General features: G+C 58.7%; 21 protein-coding genes and 1 riboswitch. Of the genes, 9 read left to right on the top strand and 12 right to left on the bottom strand.

The window, feature by feature from the left end:
• Positions 1-112 precede the first annotated feature (112 nt).
• The 3 genes from HF650_RS07630 to HF650_RS07620 are packed head-to-tail and all read left to right on the top strand — an operon-like array spanning position 113 to position 3,080.
• The gene (locus HF650_RS07630) at positions 113-874 is read left to right on the top strand and encodes an endonuclease/exonuclease/phosphatase family protein (RefSeq protein WP_042714957.1); all 762 of its coding nucleotides are present in this window, start codon (positions 113-115) and stop codon (positions 872-874) included.
• Positions 871-2,115 (top strand): cardiolipin synthase ClsB, encoded by a 1,245-nt coding sequence (clsB, locus tag HF650_RS07625; protein WP_187801848.1) that lies wholly within the window; start codon positions 871-873, stop codon positions 2,113-2,115. Before HF650_RS07630 ends, clsB begins: the two co-directional genes overlap by 4 nt.
• On the top strand, positions 2,115-3,080 hold the full coding sequence (locus tag HF650_RS07620) for a lysylphosphatidylglycerol synthase domain-containing protein (protein WP_187801847.1): 966 nt from the start codon (positions 2,115-2,117) through the stop codon (positions 3,078-3,080). The genes clsB and HF650_RS07620 overlap by 1 nt, the downstream gene beginning before the upstream one ends.
• Before the next feature lie 502 nt (positions 3,081-3,582).
• On the opposite strand, the gene HF650_RS07615 is transcribed toward HF650_RS07620, so the two are convergent.
• The 7 genes from HF650_RS07615 to moaA all read right to left on the bottom strand — a co-directional run bounded on the left by HF650_RS07615 (position 3,583) and on the right by moaA (position 7,828).
• Positions 3,583-4,293, bottom strand: a complete 711-nt coding sequence (locus HF650_RS07615) for a hypothetical protein (protein WP_187801846.1) — start codon at positions 4,291-4,293, stop codon at positions 3,583-3,585.
• A gap of 61 nt (positions 4,294-4,354) precedes the next feature.
• Positions 4,355-5,062: a Bax inhibitor-1/YccA family protein gene (locus tag HF650_RS07610; protein ID WP_187801845.1), complete on the bottom strand. Its 708-nt coding sequence runs from the start codon at positions 5,060-5,062 to the stop codon at positions 4,355-4,357.
• A gap of 64 nt (positions 5,063-5,126) precedes the next feature.
• A complete protein-coding gene (moaE, locus tag HF650_RS07605) occupies positions 5,127-5,579 on the bottom strand; it encodes a molybdopterin synthase catalytic subunit MoaE (RefSeq protein ID WP_054803702.1) in 453 nt (150 codons plus the stop codon).
• Between the two features lies 1 nt (position 5,580).
• Positions 5,581-5,826: a molybdopterin synthase sulfur carrier subunit gene (gene moaD / locus HF650_RS07600; RefSeq protein WP_054803703.1), complete on the bottom strand. Its 246-nt coding sequence runs from the start codon at positions 5,824-5,826 to the stop codon at positions 5,581-5,583.
• Complete coding sequence (gene moaC / locus HF650_RS07595) at positions 5,819-6,304, bottom strand: cyclic pyranopterin monophosphate synthase MoaC (RefSeq protein WP_187801844.1); 486 nt, start codon at positions 6,302-6,304, stop codon at positions 5,819-5,821. The genes moaD and moaC overlap by 8 nt, the downstream gene beginning before the upstream one ends.
• A 3-nt stretch (positions 6,305-6,307) precedes the next feature.
• A complete protein-coding gene (gene moaB / locus HF650_RS07590; protein ID WP_187801843.1) occupies positions 6,308-6,820 on the bottom strand; it encodes a molybdenum cofactor biosynthesis protein B in 513 nt (170 codons plus the stop codon).
• An 18-nt stretch (positions 6,821-6,838) separates the two neighbouring features.
• Positions 6,839-7,828 (bottom strand): GTP 3',8-cyclase MoaA, encoded by a 990-nt coding sequence (moaA, locus tag HF650_RS07585; RefSeq protein ID WP_187801842.1) that lies wholly within the window; start codon positions 7,826-7,828, stop codon positions 6,839-6,841.
• A riboswitch (molybdenum cofactor riboswitch) is annotated at positions 7,816-7,974 on the bottom strand. Its footprint overlaps the gene before it by 13 nt.
• 407 nt (positions 7,975-8,381) lie before the next feature.
• Here moaA and yvcK point away from each other — a divergent pair.
• From yvcK to pmrB, 4 genes are all read left to right on the top strand, one after another.
• The gene (yvcK, locus tag HF650_RS07580) at positions 8,382-9,290 is read left to right on the top strand and encodes a uridine diphosphate-N-acetylglucosamine-binding protein YvcK (protein WP_187801841.1); all 909 of its coding nucleotides are present in this window, start codon (positions 8,382-8,384) and stop codon (positions 9,288-9,290) included.
• A 108-nt stretch (positions 9,291-9,398) separates the two neighbouring features.
• Entirely contained in the window at positions 9,399-11,042 is a 1,644-nt protein-coding gene (eptA, locus tag HF650_RS07575; RefSeq protein WP_187801840.1) for a phosphoethanolamine transferase EptA, read from the top strand.
• Complete coding sequence (gene pmrA, locus HF650_RS07570; RefSeq protein ID WP_187801839.1) at positions 11,039-11,713, top strand: two-component system response regulator PmrA; 675 nt, start codon at positions 11,039-11,041, stop codon at positions 11,711-11,713. The genes eptA and pmrA overlap by 4 nt, the downstream gene beginning before the upstream one ends.
• Positions 11,713-12,825 carry a two-component system sensor histidine kinase PmrB gene (gene pmrB / locus HF650_RS07565; protein ID WP_187801838.1) on the top strand — a complete coding sequence of 371 codons (1,113 nt, stop codon included), beginning with the start codon at positions 11,713-11,715 and terminating at the stop codon, positions 12,823-12,825. Before pmrA ends, pmrB begins: the two co-directional genes overlap by 1 nt.
• Before the next feature lie 120 nt (positions 12,826-12,945).
• On the opposite strand, the gene uvrB is transcribed toward pmrB, so the two are convergent.
• Entirely contained in the window at positions 12,946-14,967 is a 2,022-nt protein-coding gene (gene uvrB, locus HF650_RS07560) for an excinuclease ABC subunit UvrB (RefSeq protein ID WP_187801837.1), read from the bottom strand.
• 757 nt (positions 14,968-15,724) lie between these two features.
• On the opposite strand from uvrB, the gene HF650_RS07555 reads away from it, so the two are divergent.
• Positions 15,725-16,447 (top strand): ATP-binding cassette domain-containing protein, encoded by a 723-nt coding sequence (locus HF650_RS07555; protein ID WP_187801836.1) that lies wholly within the window; start codon positions 15,725-15,727, stop codon positions 16,445-16,447.
• Here the strand turns inward: HF650_RS07555 and bioD are convergent.
• From bioD to bioB, 4 genes are read right to left on the bottom strand one after another with little or no spacing between them, the layout of a single operon-like run.
• Positions 16,389-17,111, bottom strand: coding sequence for a dethiobiotin synthase (gene bioD, locus HF650_RS07550; protein WP_187801835.1), 723 nt, complete (start codon positions 17,109-17,111; stop codon positions 16,389-16,391). The two genes, HF650_RS07555 and bioD, sit on opposite strands and share 59 nt — an antisense overlap.
• On the bottom strand, positions 17,104-17,853 hold the full coding sequence (gene bioC / locus HF650_RS07545; RefSeq protein ID WP_187801834.1) for a malonyl-ACP O-methyltransferase BioC: 750 nt from the start codon (positions 17,851-17,853) through the stop codon (positions 17,104-17,106). The genes bioD and bioC overlap by 8 nt, the downstream gene beginning before the upstream one ends.
• Positions 17,840-18,994: an 8-amino-7-oxononanoate synthase gene (bioF, locus tag HF650_RS07540; RefSeq protein ID WP_187801833.1), complete on the bottom strand. Its 1,155-nt coding sequence runs from the start codon at positions 18,992-18,994 to the stop codon at positions 17,840-17,842. Before bioF ends, bioC begins: the two co-directional genes overlap by 14 nt.
• Positions 18,991-20,031 (bottom strand): biotin synthase BioB, encoded by a 1,041-nt coding sequence (gene bioB, locus HF650_RS07535; protein ID WP_023479503.1) that lies wholly within the window; start codon positions 20,029-20,031, stop codon positions 18,991-18,993. The genes bioF and bioB overlap by 4 nt, the downstream gene beginning before the upstream one ends.
• An 85-nt stretch (positions 20,032-20,116) precedes the next feature.
• On the opposite strand from bioB, the gene bioA reads away from it, so the two are divergent.
• Complete coding sequence (bioA, locus tag HF650_RS07530) at positions 20,117-21,412, top strand: adenosylmethionine--8-amino-7-oxononanoate transaminase (protein WP_187801832.1); 1,296 nt, start codon at positions 20,117-20,119, stop codon at positions 21,410-21,412.
• Positions 21,413-21,442 lie beyond the last annotated feature (30 nt).

Below are 21,442 nucleotides of genomic sequence, written 5' to 3'. Positions count from 1 at the left end.
TACTCTTGTAGAAGAGTACCCCGATCTACGGAAAATTCTGTAACCCCGGCTTTTTTTGTGACAGGGACTACAATTTATTTCTATACAGGAGAGTGATGCTGGCAGGAGATTTATGACCCAACACGCGCGACCATTTTCATTAAAAGTATTGACGATTAACACACACAAAGGCTTCACCACTTTCAACCGGCGCTTTATTCTGCCCGAGTTGCGCGATGCCGTGCGCCTGGTGAGCGCCGATATCGTCTGCCTGCAAGAGGTGATGGGCGCCCACGAAGTGCACCCGCTGCGCGTTGAGAACTGGCCCGATACCACCCACTACGAATTTATTGCCGATACCATGTGGAGCGACTTCGCTTACGGGCGCAATGCAGTCTATCCTGAAGGGCACCACGGCAATGCGGTGCTCTCCCGCTATCCGATTGAACACTACGAAAACCTCGACGTCTCAGTAGACGGCAGCGAAAAACGCGGCCTGCTCTACTGCCGGATTGTGCCGCCCGATTATGGCGGCGCGGTACATGTCCTCAGTGTTCATCTTGGACTGAAAGAGGCGCACCGCCAGGCGCAGCTCAAGATGCTGGCGGAGTGGGTCAACTCCCTGCCGGAAGGCGAGCCGGTGCTGGTGGCGGGTGATTTCAACGACTGGCGGCAAAAAGCCAACCAGCCGCTTAAAGCGCAGGCCGGGCTTGAGGAGATCTTCACCCGCGCGCACGGTCGCCCGGCGCGCACCTTCCCGGTCAGCCTGCCGTTACTGCGCCTCGACAGGATTTATGTCAAAAACGCCAGCGCCAGTGCCCCTACCGCGCTGCCGCTGCGCAACTGGCGTCATCTGTCCGATCATGCCCCCCTGAGTGCGGAGATCCATTTATGAAATGTAGCTGGCGGGACGGTAACCGCATCCAGTTGCTGGAAAATGGTGATAACTACTATCCGGCGCTCTACGATGCGATTGATCACGCGCAACAGAAAGTGATTCTCGAAACCTTTATCTGGTTTGAAGACAAAGTAGGTAAAGAGCTGCACAGCGTGCTGCTGCGCGCGGCCCAGCGCGGCGTCAGTATTGAGGTGCTGCTCGACGGCTACGGCTCGCCCGACTTGAGCGAATCGTTTGTCAGCACCCTCACCTCGGCGGGCGTCATTTTCCGCTATTACGATCCGCGCCCACCGCTGCTCGGCATGCGTACCAACGTCTTTCGCCGCATGCACCGCAAAATCGTGGTGATCGACAATACCGTCGCCTTTGTCGGCGGCATTAACTACTCGGCTGAGCACCTCTCTGATTACGGTCCCGAGGCGAAACAGGATTACGCCGTGCGCGTCGAGGGGCCGATTGTCGAAGATATTCTGCAATTTGAGCTGGAAAATCTGCCCGATAACGCCCCGGCGAAACGGTGGTGGCAGCGCCGCCGCCACCGCCCGGAGGAGAACCGTAAGCCGGGTGAAGCGCAGGCGCTATTTGTCTGGCGCGATAACGACGATCACCGCGACGATATTGAACGTCACTACCTGAAGATGCTGGCTAACGCCCGCCGGGAAGTGATTATCGCCAATGCCTACTTCTTCCCCGGCTACCGTCTTTTGCACGCGATGCGTAACGCTGCTCAACGGGGCGTGACCGTGAAGCTGATAGTGCAGGGCGAGCCGGATATGCCGATTGTCAAAGTGGGCGCAGAGTTGCTCTATAACTACCTGCTGAAAGGCGGCGTGAAGGTGTATGAGTATCGCCGTCGCCCGCTGCACGGCAAAGTGGCGCTGATGGACGATCACTGGGCGACCGTTGGCTCCAGCAACCTCGACCCATTGAGCCTGTCGCTCAATCTTGAGGCGAACCTGATCATTCACGATCGCGCATTCAACCAGACGCTGCGCGATAATTTGCAAAATATTATTGAGCAGGATTGTAAGCAGGTGGATGAGTCAATGGCACCGAAGCGCACCTGGTGGAATCTCGGAAAAAGCGTGGTGGTGTTCCACTTCTTACGCCACTTCCCGGCGCTGGTCGGCTGGTTGCCTGCCCACACGCCAAAACTGGCTGAAGTGGGGCCGCCGGTACAGCCGGAGATGGAAACCCAGGACAGAAACGAAGCACAGCACTCGGGAGCAAAACCCTGATGTCAACATCACATCCGCGCTGGCGGTTGGCTAAAAAAATCCTCACGGTGGTCTTTTTTATCGCCGTTATTGTTCTGCTGGTGCTCTACGCGCAGAAGGTGAACTGGGAAGATGTCTGGAAGGTCATTCGTGATTATAACCGCACCGCCCTGCTGAGCGCGGTGGCGCTGGTGATCATCAGCTATGTGCTATATGGCTTTTACGATCTGCTGGGCCGCGCCTACTGCGGCCACAAGTTGGCGAAGCGCCAGGTGATGCTGGTATCGTTTATCTGTTACGCCTTTAACCTGACGCTCAGTACCTGGGTTGGCGGAATTGGTATGCGCTACCGCCTCTACTCGCGGCTCGGGCTGCCGGGCAGTACGATTACGCGCATCTTCTCGCTGAGTATCACCACCAACTGGCTGGGCTATATTCTGCTCGGTGGGCTGCTCTTTACCTTTGGCGTGGTTGAGATCCCGGCGCACTGGTATATCGACGCCTCGACGCTGCGCATTGTCGGCGTGGTGTTACTGCTGATTATCGCCGTCTATCTCTGGGGCTGCGCGTTTGCGAAACGCCGCCATGTCACCATCAAAGGGCACAAGCTGGTGCTGCCATCGTGGAAATTTGCCGTGGCGCAGATGGTGATCTCCAGCGCTAACTGGATTGCGATGGGGGCGATTATCTGGATCCTGCTCGGTATGCGCGCCGACTTCTTCTTTGTGCTTGGGGTGCTGCTGGTGAGCAGTATCGCCGGGGTGATTGTGCATATCCCGGCGGGCATCGGCGTGCTGGAGGCGGTGTTTATCGCCCTGCTCGCCAGCGAGCATGTGTCGCAAGGGATTATTATCGCCGCCCTGCTCGCCTACCGCGTGCTCTACTACTTCCTGCCGCTGCTGCTGGCGCTGATTGGTTATCTGCTGCTGGAGAGCCGCGCCAAGAAGCTGCGGGCGAAAAATGAGAAGGCGATGGCGCAGCAGTGATTGTGCCGTCCCGTGAAACGGCGTAGGCCGGATAAGGCGGAGCCGCCATCCGGCAATGGGCCTGGTATGTGGCATTGGTGGAAGGGTTCCGTTCACTATGCGTTCGCGAGTTTCATTCATCTCTTATGCGGTGAACGGGACAAGGGAAGCGGCCGCGCTCCCCTTGTCAATCCCCGCGGCCCCACGAGGAAATCGGTGCTGCGCACTGCGCTCACCTCCCGCGTGCCTGACTGCGGCCGGCTCGACTCGACATCCTGTCTCGGTTCGCCTCTGTCCGCCATCCATGGCGTCCAGACCTTGTCATTCCCGCTTCAGTTCGCCGATTTCAGCGGGGACACAACCCCTCGCTGTGAAATCGCAGGTAAAAGCAATCAAGGTATCGCTGTAAGCGCGTTTTGGTAGGCCGGATAAGGCGTAGCCGCCATCCGGCAATTGTATCGCGGAAAAAATGCCGGATGGCGCGTACCGCTTATCCGGCCTACGCGGTTTCAGCAGCCATGCTCTAGCGCGACGAGCTGGACGATCCTGATGTAACTAACCACACCAACATTTGCATTACGTCGAGAAAGGCGGTCGCAGCCCCAAGCCAGATGCTGAGCGCCCCACGAGTCGCGCAGTGCTGCACCGTGACAAATTGTTGGCGGTAAAGCCCACGCGCGCTGTCGAGCAGCTCCGGGCTTTTGCGCGCGCTCAACAGGCTAAACAGCGCCACCAGAAAGAGGCTCGCGCACCATTGTGCCGCGTCGCCCGCCAGCGCCAGATTGACCGCCACGGCAAGCGCGCCGCCTGCCGCGGCCAGCAGCCAGTAAAAGCGCCCATTGCGCAGCCGATCACCGAAAAAATGCGCAAGCAGCGCGCCAAGGGCAAACATCCCGCAGGCGATACCGTAGAGCACCAGACAGAACTGCAGCGGAAAGAGGCTTGCAGCCAGCAGACCGCCGCTGATGCTGAGCAGCAGCAGCGCGCCGATGGCGTGTAGCGCCTGCATACGCTTAAACAGTATGCTGAGGGCAAAGAGAGTGATAAGCCAGAAGATCGTTAGCAGGGCGATGATCGCACTGTGTTCAGTAAACTGCGGCAGTGCCAGCAGATCGAGCACCAGCCAGCAGAGCGCCGCGCTGAGCGCCATCCCCGCCGCCAGCCACAAACAACTCTTCACCTGTAACTCAACGGGCATGACCTGCACCGGGGCTATCCAGCCAAATACTTTCACCGCTCCTCCATGAAAAAGACAAAAAAATCCCGGCCCCAGCCGGGATGGGAAATAGCATTGCTTAACGGCGGTTGCCGAAGATACGCAGCAGCATCAGGAACAGGTTGATAAAGTCGAGGTAGAGCGTTAATGCGCCCAGAATCGAGTACCTGCGCAGCTCGGCGCTGTTGCTGACATCAATCTGCTCACCGATCGCTTTCAGCTTCTGCGTGTCATAGGCGGTCAGGCCGACGAAGACAATCACACCGATATAGGTGATGACCCACATCAGCGCTTCGCTCTTCAGCCAGAAGTTAACCAGCGAGGCGAGCACAATCCCAATCAGCCCCATAAACAGCATATTGCCAAAGCCGCTGAGATCGCGTTTGGTGGTGTAGCCATAGAGGCTCATCACGCCAAACATCCCGGCGGTGACCACAAAGGTGGCGGCAATCGACTGCGAGGTGTAGACCAGCAGAATGCTGGAGAGCGTCAGGCCGGTGAGCGCCGAATAGAGCATAAACAGGCCGGTCGCCAGCGCGGGGCTCAGTTTATGGATCATGCCGGAGATGACAAACACCAGCGCCAGCTGGGCGATGATCAACCCGAAGAAGGTGATCTGACTGGAGAAGACGAAGCTCATGATAGCTTCGCTACGCGCGGCGTACCAGGCGACAAAAGCCGTTAATAGCAGACCGCAGGTCATCCAGCCATAGACCTGCGCCATATAAGTTTGCAGCCCGCTACGGCTGCCCTGCACGATGGAATCGGAACGGGGGAAACGATCCATAATCACTCCTGATTGATGGGTTAACACAGCAGTAAGGTTAACACATCAATCGGCACCCTGCGTGCTACCAGCGTTTCGCTGCCTGCTGGTCGCTGTCACGCGCTTCTACCCAGCGTTCCCCTTCCGGCGTCGCTTCGCGCTTCCAGAAGGGCGCGCGGGTTTTCAGGTAGTCCATGATAAATTGCCCGGCTTCGAAAGCGCTGCTGCGGTGCGCGCTGCCCACGCCGACAAAAACAATCTCATCCCCCGGCCAGAGCTCGCCGATGCGGTGATAGACGCTTACCCGCCCGAGCGGCCAGCGGCTGCGCGCCTCGTCGACAATCGCGGCCAGCGATTTTTCCGTCATTCCCGGATAGTGCTCAAGGGTTAAGGCGCTGACGCTGTCGCCCAGGTTGTGGTTGCGCACTTTGCCGGTAAAGGTCACGACAGCGCCATCTTCATCGCGCGCTGCCAGCCAGCTGTACTCTTCGCCGACGTTAAACGCCGCGCGGTCGACACAAATTCGCGTTTCGCTCATCTCAGCCTCCGGTCACCGGCGGGAAAAAGGCCACTTCATCGCCGCTCGCCAGCGGATGATCGAAACTGACCAGCGTCTGATTGACCGCCGCCAGCAGTTTGCCCTCCTCCAGCGCCAGCGCCCAGCGGTCGCCCTGCGCGGCAAGATGCTGGCGCAGCGCTTCAACGGAGGGGAAAAGCGTCTCAACGTTGAGGGTGTCGCAGCCCACCAGCTCGCGCACCTGCGCGAAAAACAGTACTTTAAGCATCGCTCTCTACCTTGAAAACACCCGATTTGCCGCCGCTTTTCTCTAGCAGACGCAACGGGCCAATCACCATATCTTTCTGCACCGCTTTGCACATATCGTAAATCGTCAGCGCAGCGACCGAGGCAGCGGTTAAGGCTTCCATCTCAACGCCGGTCTTGCCGCTCAGGCGGCAGACGGACTCAATGCGCACGCGGTTATGCTCCGGCTGCGCCTGAAGCAGCACTTCCACTTTGCTCAATAACAGCGGATGGCAGAGCGGGATCAGCTCCCAGGTGCGTTTCGCCGCCTGGATACCGGCGATGCGCGCAGTGGCGAAGACATCACCTTTGTGGTGGCTGCCGTCGACAATCATTGCCAGCGTCTCTGGCAGCATGGTAACAAAGGCTTCGGCGCGCGCTTCGCGCACGGTTTCCGCTTTGGCGGAGACATCCACCATATGCGCTTCGCCATCGGCGTTAATGTGGGTCAGTTGCGACATAACTTACTTCTTCAAATGGGAGTAAAAATTACACGGGCGCGTGCGCGCATCGAGCTGCGGTTCAATAATGTTTTCCCACGCGGTGCGGCACGCTTTGGTCGAGCCGGGCATGGCGAAAATCAGCGTCTGATTGGCAACGCCTGCCAGCGCACGGGATTGCAGCGTCGAGGTGCCGATCTCTTCAAAGGAGAGCATGCGAAACAGCTCGCCAAAGCCCTCAATTTCGCGGTCAAACAGCGGCAGCAGCGCTTCTGGCGTCTGGTCACCTTCGGTGAAGCCCGTCCCGCCGTTAATCAGCACCGCCTGCACCTCATCGCTTGCGATCCACGCCGACACCTGGGCGCGAATGGCGTAGCGGTTCTCTTTAACGATCGCTTTATCAACCACCTGATGTCCGGCATCGTGCGCGGCGTCGCGCAGATAGTGACCGGAGGTGTCATCCTCTTCGCCACGACGGCTGGAGACCGTCAAAATAGCAAGCCTGACCGGGATAAACTCAGCGCTGACCTGGCTCATCTCTCTCTCCTTCCGGCGTTACCCGCCGATATATGAAAGGTTTTGCGTAATGCCCGTATTGCCCTGATGCAGGAAGTGGGTCTGCTTTTTCTGGCTGAGCGCCGTGGCGATACGATCTTCAAGCCGGCCCTGCTCCTCGTCCGCCTGTAGCAGATCGCGCAGATCGACGCCGCCATCGCCAAACAGGCAGAGGTGCAGTTTGCCGGTGGAGGAGACGCGCAGGCGGTTACAGCTGGCGCAGAAATCTTTTTCATAAGGCATGATAAGCCCGATCTCGCCTTCGTAATCCGGGTGGCAGAAGACCTGCGCCGGGCCGTCGCTACGCTGGCGCAGCTGGTGGATCCAGCCGCGTTTAAGCAGCTCGTCGCGCAGCACCATGCCGGAGAGGTGATGTTTGCGGAACAGATCGCTCCCCTCCCCCGTCTCCATCAGTTCAATAAAGCGTAGCTGGATTGGCCGCCTCTGGATCCAGTCCAGGAAGGTATCGAGCTGGTGATGGTTCACGTCGCGCATCAGCACGGTATTGACCTTCACCTTCGAAAAGCCGGCGCTAAAGGCGGCGTCGATGCCCGCCATCACCTGGCGAAATTTATCCTGCCCGGTAATGGCGTGAAACTGGCGAGCGTCGAGGCTGTCGACGCTGACGTTAATCGCCGTCAGACCGGCGTCACGCCACTGGGCAACGTCGCGGGCCATGCGGTAACCATTAGTAGTCACGGCAATCTGGCGAATGGCGGCGTTTTCCCGCACCGCGGCGATGATGTCGGTGAAATCGCGGCGCAGCGACGGCTCACCGCCCGTCAGGCGCACTTTTTCCGTGCCCATCGCGCTAAAGGCGCGGGTCACACGGCGAATTTCATCGAGGCTGAGAAAGCCGTTGTTATTGACGCCGCCGGGCTTGTAGCCATCCGGCAGGCAGTAGGTGCAACGAAAATTGCACACGTCGGTAATCGACAAGCGCAAGTAATAGAACTTGCGCGCGAACGCGTCAGTCAGTTGTGAGGCCATGTACACCTTTCCAGATTCGGGAGATGCAGTCATTTCTTCCTGCACCCTGGCAGCAAGAGCTATTGCTCTGCTACGGCCAAAGCACCATATCTTGCGGCATAGATCCCTAAGACACAGGTGCAGAGGCTTGAGTGTATCCTCTTCGTCTTTCGGGCTGCATCGGCGTTGGCTGCCTTCGCGCACCCCGGTCACATAGCGATCTATGCTCCCGGGGATTTGCTCAGTTGCCGCCTTGATGCAACCCGAAATACTTTGAGGAGTGTCCTCTCCGTCTTTCGGGCTGCATCGGTGAGAAGCAAGCCAAAATCCATTGAGGAGGGTTATGTTAGGCACGCTAACATGCTCTGGCGATAGTAGCGCGATCGCCCGGCTTTCGCCATTGTGAATATCGTTATATAAATCGTTACATAGCGACATAATCGTGCACAATGGCTACAGAGTACGTGAAAATCGCATTTTTGCTTTGATATGTGTCATTTTACGCGGTGCGCGGCATCGTCTTTTAGTGGTATTTACGCTAACGTAGCGCGATAAAAAATCATAAGGAACAATTATGCGTAATCGCACCCTCGCCGACCTGGATCGCGTTGTCGCGCTCGGCGGCGGGCATGGTCTTGGGCGGGTGATGTCTTCGCTTGCCTCACTGGGATCGCGCCTCACCGGCATTGTCACCACCACCGATAACGGCGGCTCCACCGGACGGATTCGCCGCTCGGAAGGCGGCATCGCCTGGGGCGATATGCGCAACTGCCTCAATCAGTTGATTACCGAACCAAGCGTCGCCTCGGCGATGTTTGAGTACCGTTTTAGCGGCAATGGCGAACTTTCCGGCCATAACCTTGGAAACCTGATGTTAAAGGCGCTGGATCACCTCAGCGTGCGCCCGCTTGAAGCAATAAATTTAATTCGTAATTTGTTGAAGGTGGATGCCTTTTTAATCCCGATGTCCGAGCAGCCGGTCGATCTGATGGCCACTGATAGCGAAGGCAACGTGGTGTATGGCGAGGTCAATATCGACCAACTGCATGCGCCGGTGCAGGAGCTGATGCTGTCGCCGAAAGTGCCCGCCACTCGCGAAGCGGTGCAGGCAATTGCTGAAGCGGATCTGATCCTGATTGGCCCCGGCAGTTTTTACACCAGCCTGCTGCCATTACTGCTGCTGGATGAGTTAGCCCAGGCGCTGCGCCGCACGCCTGCGCCCGTGGTCTATATCGGCAACCTCGGCAAAGAGCTTAGCCCCGCCGCCGCCCGCCTGACGCTGGCGGATAAGCTCTCGATCATGGAGCAGTACATCGGTAAGCGCATTATCGACGCCGCCGTGGTGGGGCCAAAAGTAGACGCAAGTTCGGTGACTGATCGGCTGATTATTCAGGAAGAGCTGGAGGCGAGCGACATTCCCTATCGCCACGACCGTGTTTTACTGCGCAACGCATTAGAGAAAGCGGTGCAACAGCTTGGCTAACGCACGGGCGGGGCAAAATTAGCTCCGCCCGAACCTTTGCTTAATTTCTTAAGGTTGTCTTAAAAATCCCCTGTCAGCATAGCGTTATCCTCATTATGGAATTTGGCTATGCGCACGCTTTCGCTCTACCGGCCCTCTTTAAGCCGCCTCTCCCTGCTTACCCTTGCGGCGCTCTATATCGCGCTGGTGCTCAATATTGTCTTTTACCGCCAGGCGTTTCATCTGCTTCCCGTCGACTCGCTGCATAACGCGCTGGTGTTCCTTACCCTGCCGCTGGTGGCCTTTAGCGTAATCAACATTGTGCTGACGCTGGCGTCGTTTCTGCGTCTCGACCGGCTGCTGCTAAGTGTGTTTATCCTCGTCTGCGCCGCCGCGCAATACTTTATCTCTACCTTCGGCGTGATTATCGACCGCTCAATGATCACCAATATTCTCGATACCACTCCGGCGGAGAGCTTCGCCCTGCTGTCGGGAAAAATGGTGATGACCCTGGTGCTGACCGCCCTGCTGCCGGTGCTCATCGCCTGGTGGATCACGATCAAACCGGCCAGCTCCCTGCTGCGCGGCATGACGCTGCGCCTGCTCAGCATAGCGATCTCCGCGCTGATTATCGTTGCCGTGGCGGTGCCGTTTTATAAGGATTACGCCTCGCTGTTTCGCAATAACAAAGAGCTGGTGAAATCTCTCGGCCCGTCGAACGCCATTGCCGCTTCGCTCTCCTGGTATGTGCATAACCGTATGGATAACCTGCCGCTGGTGCGTATCGGCGAGGATGCGCATCAACTCCCGCAGATGAAAAGCGGCGCGCGTAAAAACCTCACCATCCTGGTGCTGGGCGAAACCTCGCGCGCCGATGACTTCTCCCTCGGCGGATACGGGCGCGAAACCAACCCGCGGCTGAAGCAGGATAATGTTATCTACTTCCCCAACACCACCTCGTGCGGCACCGCGACAGCAGTCTCTGTGCCCTGTATGTTCTCCGGCATGGGCCGCGCCCATTATGACGATCAGCTGGCGCATCACCAGGAGGGGTTACTTGATGTGGTGCAGCGCGCCGGGATTCAGGTGCTGTGGAATGAGAATGATGGCGGCTGCAAAGGGGCGTGTGACCGCGTGCCGCACCAGGATATGACGCAGCTGAACCTGGCGGATTACTGCATCAAGGGCGAGTGTCAGGATGAGATCCTGTTTCGCGATCTGGCCCGCTATATCGATCAGCTGCCGGGCGATGGGCTGATTGTGCTGCACACCATTGGCAGCCACGGCCCGACCTACTACAACCGCTATCCGGCGCAGATGAGGAAATTTACCCCGACTTGCGACACCAATGAGATTCAGACCTGCTCGCGCGAACAGCTGGTCAACACCTATGACAACACCATCGTCTATGTCGACTATATTGTTGATAAAGCGATTAAATTACTGCAATCAAAACAGGAGAGGTTTACCACCAGCTTGGTTTACCTCTCCGATCATGGCGAATCGCTGGGTGAAAATGGCGTTTACCTGCACGGGCTGCCCTACTCCATCGCGCCCGCTACGCAGAAGCATGTACCGCTGCTGATCTGGCTGTCGCCGGATTACCAGACGCGTTACGGCATTAACAGCCAGTGTGTCGCGAAAAATGCACGGGAGAAGGCCTACTCGCAGGACAACCTCTTCCCGACCATGTTGGGTATACTGGGCGTCAGCACCAAGGTCTACCATCCTGAAGACGATATCCTTACGCCGTGCCGGGAGCAGGTGAAATGAAAATTCTGGTGATTGAAGATGATGCACTGCTGCAACAGGGGTTAATTCTCGCGATGCAGAGCGAAGGCTACGCCTGCGATGGCGTCTCGACCGCCCATGAAGCGGCGCTCTGCCTGGCGGGTGGTCACTACAGCCTGATTGTGCTCGATCTTGGCCTGCCTGATGAAGATGGCCTGCATCTGCTCAACCGGCTGCGCAAAGAGAAATATACCCTGCCGGTGCTGATCCTCACCGCCCGCGATACTCTCGACGATCGCGTGGCCGGGCTTGATACCGGCGCGGATGATTACCTGGTAAAACCCTTTGCGCTCGACGAGCTTAACGCCCGCATCCGCGCGCTGCTGCGCCGGCACCATAATCAGGGCGATAACGAGATCGTTCACGGCAACCTGACCCTGAATGTCACTCGCCGCCAGGCGTGGCTGGAGGGGCAACTGCTGGAGCTGACGCCAAAAGAGTACGCGCTCTTATCGCGCCTGATGCTGAAGGCCGAAAGCCCGGTGCACCGCGAAATCCTCTATAACGATATCTACAACTGGGATAACGAGCCGTCGACCAACACGCTGGAGGTGCACATCCATAACCTGCGCGACAAGATTGGCAAGTCACGCATCCGTACCGTGCGTGGCTTCGGCTATATGCTGGTCTCGCCGCAAGAGCGGTCGGCGTGATGGCGATGTTCGACATTCGTCACTGGAGCCTGCGCCGCCGGCTGTTGCTGACCATTGGCGGCATTCTGCTCTTCTGCCAGCTGGTCAGCGTCTTCTGGCTCTGGCATGAGAGTGAAGAGCAGATCCAGCTGCTGGTGCAGACGGCGATCCACAACCACAACAACCGCAAACATATTGAGCATGAGGTACGTGAAGCCGTAGCGAGCCTGCTGGTGCCAAGCCTGCTGATCATCGGCCTGGCGTTGCTGCTCTGCATGCAAGCGGTGAAAGCGATCACCCGCCCGCTCTCGGAACTTCAGCAGGAGCTGAATAAGCGCACGCCGAACAACTTGCAGCCCATCACCCTCGATCAGAGCGTCAGCGAAGTGGAGGCGGTCACCTCAGCGATTAACGAGCTGGTCTCACGCCTGACGCTAACCCTTGACCGCGAGCGACTCTTTACCGCCGATGTCGCCCACGAGCTGCGCACACCGCTGGCCGGGCTTCGTCTGCACCTTGAACTGATGGCAAAAAGCAGCGGTATGCAGGTCGAGCCGCTGGTACAGCGTCTCGATCAGATGACGGAAAATATCGCCCAGCTGCTGCTGCTGGCGCGCGTGGGACAATCTTTCTCAGCCGGGACCTATCAACAAGTGACGTTATTAAACGATGTGCTGCTGCCGATGGAAGAGGAGCTGCGCACCATGCTGGCGGCGCGCGATCAGCGTCTGGTAATGCCGGTTGAGGGTGAAGGAGTAGCGGTAGCGGGCGATGCCACCCTGCTGCGGCTGCTGGTACGTAACCTGGTGGAGAATGCCCATCGCTACAGCCCGGTTGGCAGCACGATCACCGTGCGCCTCGAACAGGCGGAAACGCCAGTGCTGGCGGTGGAAGATGAAGGTTCTGGAATTGATGAGAGCCGTAGCGGCGAGCTAAGCAAAGCGTTTGTCAGAATGGATAGCCGTTACGGCGGTGCGGGTCTCGGTTTAAGTATCGTCACGCGTATCGCGCAGCTGCATGAGGCGCAGTTTTTCCTGCACAATCGGCTAACGCAAAAGGGGGTGCGGGCGTGGGTTAAATTCAGCGCGCCCGACCGGGGGACGATCAGTAGCTCAGCAGCCAAAAATGGGTAAAGCCGAGCACCACTGCCAGCGCGCAGGCCACGGCAAAACACTCACGAACGGTAATTTGTTGCATCACACTCTCCTCCACGAAAACTGAGGAGAGTGTGACAGGGCTATGTTAAGTCAACATTAAGAGGCGACAATAAACAGCTCGCGCAGTTGATGGAGCTGATCGCGCACCTTCGCCGCCTCTTCAAACTCCAGATTCTGCGCATGCTGCATCATCTGCCCTTCCAGCTCATGAATTTTCTGTTGCAGCGCTTTTGGCGTCAGGCCCAGCTCAGGCGCATCCGCCTGTACTGGCGAGCGGGACTTGCCGCGCCCTTTGGCTTTGGTTTTCGCCAGCCCTTCGCCAAGGGCCAGAATATCCACCACTTTCTTGTTAAGCCCCTGCGGCGTAATGCCGTGCTCTTCGTTGTAGCTCTGCTGCTTCTCGCGGCGACGCTCCGTTTCGCCAATCGCTTTCGCCATCGACGGCGTGATCTTATCCCCGTAAAGGATCGCCTTGCCGTTGACGTTACGCGCCGCACGACCAATGGTCTGGATAAGCGAACGTTCGGAGCGCAGGAAGCCCTCTTTATCCGCATCGAGAATGGCAACCAGCGACACTTCAGGCATATCCAGCCCCTCACGCAGCAAGTTGATGCCGACCAGCACATCGAACTCGCCAAGGCGCAGGTCGCGGATAATCTCCATACGCTCGACGGTGTCGATATCGGAGTGCAGATAGCGTACCTTCGCGCCGTGCTCGACCAGATATTCGGTCAAATCTTCCGCCATCCGTTTGGTCAGCGTTGTCACCAGCACGCGCTCGTTGATCTCGACGCGCTTGCGGATCTCGGAGAGCAGATCGTCGACCTGGGTCGCAACCGGACGCACTTCGATAATCGGATCCAGCAGACCGGTCGGGCGCACGACCTGATCGATCACCTCTTCGCCCGACTTCTCCAGCTCATAGTTACCCGGCGTCGCGGAGACGTAGATGGTCTGCGGAGCCAGCGCTTCAAACTCTTCAAACTTCATCGGGCGGTTATCGAGCGCTGACGGCAGGCGGAAACCATACTCCACCAGCGTCTCTTTACGCGCCCGGTCGCCGCGATACATGCCGCCGATTTGCGGAATGGTGACGTGAGATTCATCAATCACCAGCAGCCCGTCGGCGGGCAGATAGTCAAACAGCGTCGGCGGCGCTTCGCCCGGCCCGCGCCCGGAGAGGTAGCGCGAATAGTTCTCAATGCCGGAGCAGTAGCCCAGCTCGTTCATCATCTCCAGATCGAACTGGGTGCGCTGGGTAATACGCTGCTCTTCCAGCAGCTTATTGTTCTCCAGCAGAAACTTCCGCCGCTCTGCCAGCTCGACTTTGATCTCTTCCATCGCCTGCACGATGCGCTCGCGTGGCGTCACGTAGTGCGTTTTCGGGTAGATGGTAAAACGCTGGATCACCGATTCAATATGGCCGGTCAGCGGATCGAAGAGCGAAAGGCGCTCAACCTCTTCGTCGAACAGCTCAACGCGCAGTGCCAGATCGTCCGACTCCGCCGGGAAGATGTCGATCACTTCGCCGCGCACGCGGAAGGTGCCGCGCTGGAACGCCTGGTCGTTACGGGTGTACTGCAACTCCGCCAGACGGCGCAGGATCGCGCGCTGATCGATGATCATGCCATTGGTAAGGTGCAGCATCATCTTCAGGTAGAGGTCAGGATCGCCCAGACCGTAAATCGCGGAGACCGAGGCGACTACCACCACATCACGTCGCTCCAGCAGCGCTTTGGTGGCGGAGAGACGCATCTGCTCAATATGTTCGTTAACCGACGCATCCTTCTCGATAAAAGTGTCCGAGCTCGGCACATAGGCTTCCGGCTGATAGTAGTCGTAGTAGGAGACGAAATACTCTACCGCGTTATCCGGGAAGAACTCTTTCATCTCGCCGTAGAGCTGCGCCGCCAGGGTCTTGTTAGGTGCCAGCACCATCGTCGGGCGTTGCAGATCGGCAATCACATTCGCCACGGTGAACGTCTTCCCTGAACCGGTTACCCCGAGCAACGTCTGGTGCGCGAGCCCGTCTTCCAGCCCTTCCTTGAGGCGACGGATTGCTTCAGGCTGATCGCCGGAGGGGCGAAAAGCGGAATTCAGTTTGAACGGTTTACTCATGAATGGCACCTGATGAGGAGTGGGGCAGGTAAGACAGTTTACTCACCATGCGCATTTTTGCCAACCGAATATACTGGATGAAAAAACAGTAGCAGGTAAAGCGATCTCATCTACCGCAGCGCAAAACATTGCTTTGTGGCTGCGATTAGGCGATCGATAAGCGATTAAACCGTGTATTAAAGGTTATCCCCAGAACTTTTGCCCTTTTAACATTTGTCAAGGTGATGTTTGACGCTTTTATGGCAGTCGGTGACACTTTTCTTACACCCATTGCTTTTATTTAATCCTTTGATTAAAAAAGAAAATATTAAAAAGACGGGTTTCGCACCAATTCATGCGCAAGCCGCGCCGCCTCTCGCTTGCCGCACGTTTTCTAACTCTAATGCACAAGGTTATCCACAGGAATAGTGGATAACTGCCGCCAGCCCATGTACCCCGCCTCTCGCCAAACTCCTGCTAGGCGCTGAAAACGGTGCGGGAAAATTTTTTTATCGACTCTTTTTGACAATTATCGGCTAACGATGCGCAAGATCCGCATGGGATCCCTCTCACAATTTCACCACATCTTGCACCACCAGCCGCTGCGGTAAGCACTGGCAAAGTGCAGAATTTTTACCTGGGTTTGCGCGCCATCACGTTTTTTTCGCATGCTTTCTCAGTCGTCTCCGAAAAAAAACCTCTTTTTGCGTTCTGGCAAGCCTTTTGCAGTTAACCACAGTGAAAAGCAGTCATACCTGACGGAAACAAGGAGCGGATCATGTTGAGCTTACATGCGGTGAACCACTATTACGGCGACCACCATACGTTATGGGATATCGATCTGGAGTTAGCCCCGGGTCTCTGCACTTCGCTGATCGGGCTGCCAGGTATGGGAAAAACCACGCTGGTGAACTGCATAACTGGCAACCTGCCAGTGGAGAGCGGCAGCATGATCTGGCAGGATGCGGGCGCGCCACCGCGCGATCTGCTGACACTCCAGGCCGAGCACCGCAGCGCGGTTGGGATTGGCTATGTGCCGCAAGACAGGCGCATCTTCTCGCAGCTCACCGTGGAGGAGAACCTGCATGTCGCAATGCGCGCCGCCGGTGATCCAGGCCAGAGCCTGAGCCGCGAGATCTTTGATCTCTTTCCAGAGCTGTATGGGCTGCGCCAGCAGCGCGGCGCGATGTTGTCAGAGGATAACCAGCAGCAATTGTCGATGGCGCGGGCGCTGGTGACGCGCCCGCGGTTGTTGATCCTTGATGAACCGACGCGCGGGCTCGGTCAGGCATTTATCCATAAACTGGGGAACTTGATCGTGCGGCTCAATCAGGAGTTTGGTATGTCGATCTTACTGGCGGAGCAGCAGCTGTCGCTGATCCGCCGGGTGGCGGATCGTTTCTGCCTGCTGCACCGCGGGCGACGCGTCGCCGGGGGGGATATCAGGCAGTTAGATGATCCCCTGCTGGCGCACTGGCTGTCGCCGGAGTCAGTACGCTGAGATCGAGATAGTGGCCGGTTACGGCGGTTTCCGGCGCATCCGCCAGCCACGGGATCTCGCCGATCAGCGGCGCAGGCAGCAGGCGTTGCAGCGTCGCCATATACTCCTGGTGGCGTTTACCCGGCTTGACCACGTCATTGGCGATCCAGCCTGCCAGCCTCAAACCCGCCTGCTGTACCGCCTGGGCAGTTAACATTGCATGGTTAATGCAGCCAAGCTTGACGCCAACGACCAGAATCACCGGCAGGCGCTCTGCGGTAGCCCAGTCGGCAAAGGTCAGCGTCGGCGAGAGCGGCGTAAACCAGCCCCCTGCCCCTTCCACCAGCAGCCAGTCGGCCTGCTGCTCCAGCTGGCGTAAACCGGCTGACATCACTTCCGCCTCTATCGGCTGATTCAGGTCAGCGCTGACAATGTGCGGTGAGGTTGGCTCGGCAAAGGTGTACGGATTAACCGCTTGATAGGTGAGCAGCACACTGCTGTGGCGTTGCAACGCCTGCGCATCGCTGTTGCGCAGCCCGTCGGGCGTCATCTCGCTGCCGGAGGCGACCGGTTTATAGCCCGCGCTGCGCAGCCCGCGCAGGTTCGCCGCCTGCAACAATGCGCAGCTCGCCACGGTTTTACCCACTTCGGTATCGGTACCGGTTATAAAATAGCGTTCACTCACGGGTCATCACTCCCCAAAAAAGTTGATAGGTCAGCGGGAATTTGCCCTGCTGTTGCGGCCAGGCTTGCTGTAAGCGCTGCAATTTGCCGCGCGTCAGCCCCTGCTGGCGTCCGGCATGCAGATGGGTCGCGCCAATCCCTTTCAGGGATCGCAGGGCGCTGGCTGCATCGGCAAACCAGAGGGTGACAGTGTCAATGCCGCAGCGCAGCGGCCAGCCGCGCAGCGCCTGCTCAATCTCTGCTGCGGGCAGAAAACGGTTGGCATGTGGAAGAGTGTCCAGCGCGCGCCAGGCCTGGTTCAGCTCCGGTAACGAGCCATCTGCCAGCGTGGTAAAGGCGATATGCCCGCCCGGTTCGGTGACCCGGCGCAGCTCGCTCACTGCCTGGCGCAGATCGTCGCACCACTGCACGGCGAGGTTGCTCCACGCCAGCGAAAAAGCGGCATCCGCCAGCGGCAGCGCTTCGATATCCCCGGTAACGTAGCGCGCGGCGCTCTGCTGCAGGCGGGCTTCAGCCAGCATTCCGGGCGAGAGATCCAGCGCCGTAACATCGCTGCCTTGCGCGCGCCAGTAGCGGCTCATCGCCCCTGGGCCGCAGCCGGCGTCAATCACCCGCGCAGGAGTCATATCCCCCAGCTGCGCCAGCAGAGAGTTGGCGCTAAGGCGCTGTAACTCATCATGGCGCGCGTAGCTCCGGGCGGCGCGACCAAAAGCGGCGGCCACCGCCGCTTTATTCACCGCCATGCAGCGCCTCCAGCAACCTGTCGATATCTTCTGGCTGATGCGCGGCGGTCAGGGTGAGACGCAAACGCGCCGTGCCCGGCGGCACCGTTGGCGGGCGAATGGCAGTCGCAAATAGCCCCTGCTGGCGCAGGCGTTGCGCAAGATGCAGCGCGCGGCTATTGTCGCCAACAATCAGTGGCTGAATGGCGCTATGCGACTCTGTGACCGCCAGATCCAGCCCGCGCACGCCGTCACGAAACCGGTCGATCAGCGCCGCCAGCTGCGCACGCCGCGCATCGCCTTCAGCGGAGCGGATCACCTTGAGAGCGGCGCTGAGCGCCACTGCCTGCGCAGGTGGCATCGCAGTGCTGTAGATAAGATGGCGGGCGAACTGCACCAGATAGTCAGCAACCGCTTCGCTGCACAGCACCGCCGCGCCGCTGACGCCGAAACCTTTGCCGAAGGTGACCACCAGAATGTCGGGCTTCACCCCCTGCAAGTGGCAACTGCCGCGCCCCTGCTCGCCGAGCACACCGATGCCATGGGCATCATCCACCATTAGCCACGCTTTTGCGTGATGCGTGTCCTCAGCAATCGCCACAAGCGGCGCGCTGTCGCCATCCATGCTGAAAATCCCTTCGGTGACCACCAGCTGCTGCCCGCTGAGCAGTTTACTCAACAGGCTCGCCAGCTGGGCGACATCGTTATGGGCAAAACGGCGCAATTGCGCCGGGCTGAGGGCGGCCGCTTCCAGCAGCGAGGCGTGACTCAGCTTGTCGGCAACGATGCGATCCTCTTTGCCGGTGAGCGCCGCAATGGTGGCCTGATTGGCGGCAAAACCGGAGATAAAGAGCAGCGCGCGGTCGTAACCGAGCCACTGCGCCAGCTCGCGCTCAAGGCGATGATGCGCAGCCGTATGACCAACAACATGGCCCGAGCCGCCGCTGCCGACGCCATAGTGCGCCGCGCCCTGCTGCCAGGCGGCAATCACCTGCGGATGCTGGCTTAAACCGAGGTAGTCATTACTGGCGAAGTTGCAAAAACGCTCGCCCTCCAGGGTTAACCAGCGTCCGGCACCCTGCTCAACGGTGATCCGGCGGCGCAGGGCATCTGCCTCGCGGCGTTCGCTGAGCGCGGCTTCGATTCGCTGCTGCCAGCTCATAGGGTCGCCGCGTTGTAGTACTGTTCCGTGTCGGCGTGAAGCAGCTGCTGCTCAATCTCCTGCTGCTGTTCGTTATCGCCATTCAGCACCTGGGTCTGCTGCGGGTTCAGCCCCAGCTTCTGGAACAGGAGCAGATCTTTGTCCTCTTCCGGGTTCGGCGTGGTCAGCAGTTTGCAGCCGTAGAAGATGGAGTTAGCGCCCGCCATAAAGCACATCGCCTGGGTCTGCTCATTCATCTGCTCGCGCCCGGCCGAGAGGCGAACGTAGGAGGTCGGCATCATGATGCGCGCCACGGCGATAGTGCGAATAAAATCAAAGGCATCAACGTCATCGTTGTCCGCCAGCGGGGTGCCTTTCACCTTCACCAGCATGTTGATCGGCACGCTCTCCGGCGGCGTCGGCAGATTGGCGAGCTGCATCAGCAGCCCGGCGCGATCGGTGACGGTTTCGCCCAGCCCGACAATGCCGCCGGAGCAGACTTTGATCCCGGCATCGCGCACTTTATCCAGCGTGTCGAGACGCTCCTGATAGGTACGGGTGGTGATGATATTGCCGTAGAACTCCGGCGAGGTGTCGAGGTTGTGGTTGTAGTAATCAAGCCCGGCGTGGGCCAGACGCTGCGCCTGGCTCTCATTGAGGGTGCCGAGGGTCATGCAGGCTTCCAGCCCCATCGCTTTCACCCCTTCCACCATCTGCTCCAGGTAGGGCATGTCGCGGTCGTTGGGGTTTTTCCACGCCGCACCCATGCAGAAGCGCGTTGAACCGGCGAGCTTCGCTTTGCGCGCCGACTCCAGCACCTGCTCAACTTCCATCAGCCGCTCTGACTCCAGCCCGGTTTTGTAGCGCGCACTTTGCGGGCAATATTTGCAATCTTCCGGGCAGGCGCCGGTTTTGATCGACAGCAGCGTGCTGACCTGCACCTGGCGCGGATCAAAATGCTGGCGGTGGATTTGCTGCGCTTCAAAAAGCAGATCCAGCAATGGTTTTTCAAATAAAGCAGTAACTTGCGACAGTGTCCAGCGTGTGTGGTGAGCCATCTGGCCTCTCCAAAAGTGTGATTAAATCGTTATTCGGTGTAGACTCGTAAACCTAAAACTTTTTAATTTGGTTTACAAGTCGATTATGACCCAGGACGATTTAGCTTTTGATCGCAGCCATATCTGGCATCCCTATACCTCCATGACCGCTCCCCTCCCCGTCTACCCGGTCGCCTCCGCGCAGGGTTGTGAACTGCATCTCGCTAGTGGCGAGCGGCTGGTGGACGGCATGTCCTCCTGGTGGGCGGCGATCCACGGTTACGGCCATCCGGCGCTGAACGCGGCGATGAAAACGCAGATTGATACCGTCTCTCATGTGATGTTTGGCGGTATTACCCATGCGCCCGCCGTGGCGCTATGCCGCAAACTGGTGGCGATGACGCCTGAGCCGCTGGAGTGCGTGTTTCTCGCCGACTCCGGTTCGGTGGCGGTGGAGGTGGCGATGAAGATGGCGCTGCAATACTGGCAGGCGAAGGGCGAATCCCGGCAGCGCTTCCTCACCTTCCGTAACGGCTACCATGGCGACACGTTCGGTGCGATGTCAGTGTGCGATCCCGATAACTCGATGCACAGTTTGTGGAAGGGTTACCTGCCGGAAAACCTCTTTGCACCCGCACCGCAGAGCCGTTTTGATGGCGAATGGGATGAGCACGATATGGTGGCGTTTGCCCGCACTCTGGCGGCCCATCGCCATGAGATCGCCGCTGTTATTCTGGAGCCGATTGTGCAGGGCGCGGGCGGCATGCGCATCTATCATCCCGAGTGGCTCAAACGCATCCGCAAGATGTGCGATCGGGAGGGGATCCTGCTGATCGCCGATGAGATTGCCACCGGCTTTGGCCGCACCGGTAAACTCTTCGCCTGTGAGCATGCGGGTATCACGCCGGATATTCTCTGCCTTGGCAAAGCGCTGACCGGCGGCACCATGACCCTCTCGGCGACGCTCACCACCCGCCAGGTGGCGGAGACCATCAGCAACGGCGAAGCGGGCTGCTTTATGCACGGCCCAACCTTTATGGGCAACCCGCTGGCCTGCGCGGCGGCAACCGCCAGCCTGGAGATTTTGCAGCGCGGCGAGTGGCAGCCGCAGGTTGCCGCCATCGAAGCGCAGCTGAAGGCGGAGCTGGCTCCCGCCACGCAGGCTGCAAGCGTCGCGGATGTACGGGTACTCGGGGCGATTGGCGTGGTCGAGACCCGCTCGACGGTGGATATGGCGGCGTTGCAGCGCTTCTTTGTTGAGCAGGGGGTGTGGATCCGCCCGTTTGGTCGCCTTATCTATCTGATGCCGCCCTATATCATCACCCCTGAGCAGCTTTCGCGCCTGACCCAGGCGGTGAATGCCGCCGTGCTGCGCGCGGATCTCTTCGCCGACGAAGCGTAAAAGATGCACTACACTTTTGGGTTACTGACC

The sequence above is a fragment of the Kosakonia sp. SMBL-WEM22 genome, assembly GCF_014490785.1.
Taxonomy (GTDB): domain Bacteria; phylum Pseudomonadota; class Gammaproteobacteria; order Enterobacterales; family Enterobacteriaceae; genus Kosakonia.
The sequence above is the reverse complement of the archived record's forward strand: the minus strand, read 5'-3'. Positions and strand labels throughout refer to the sequence as shown.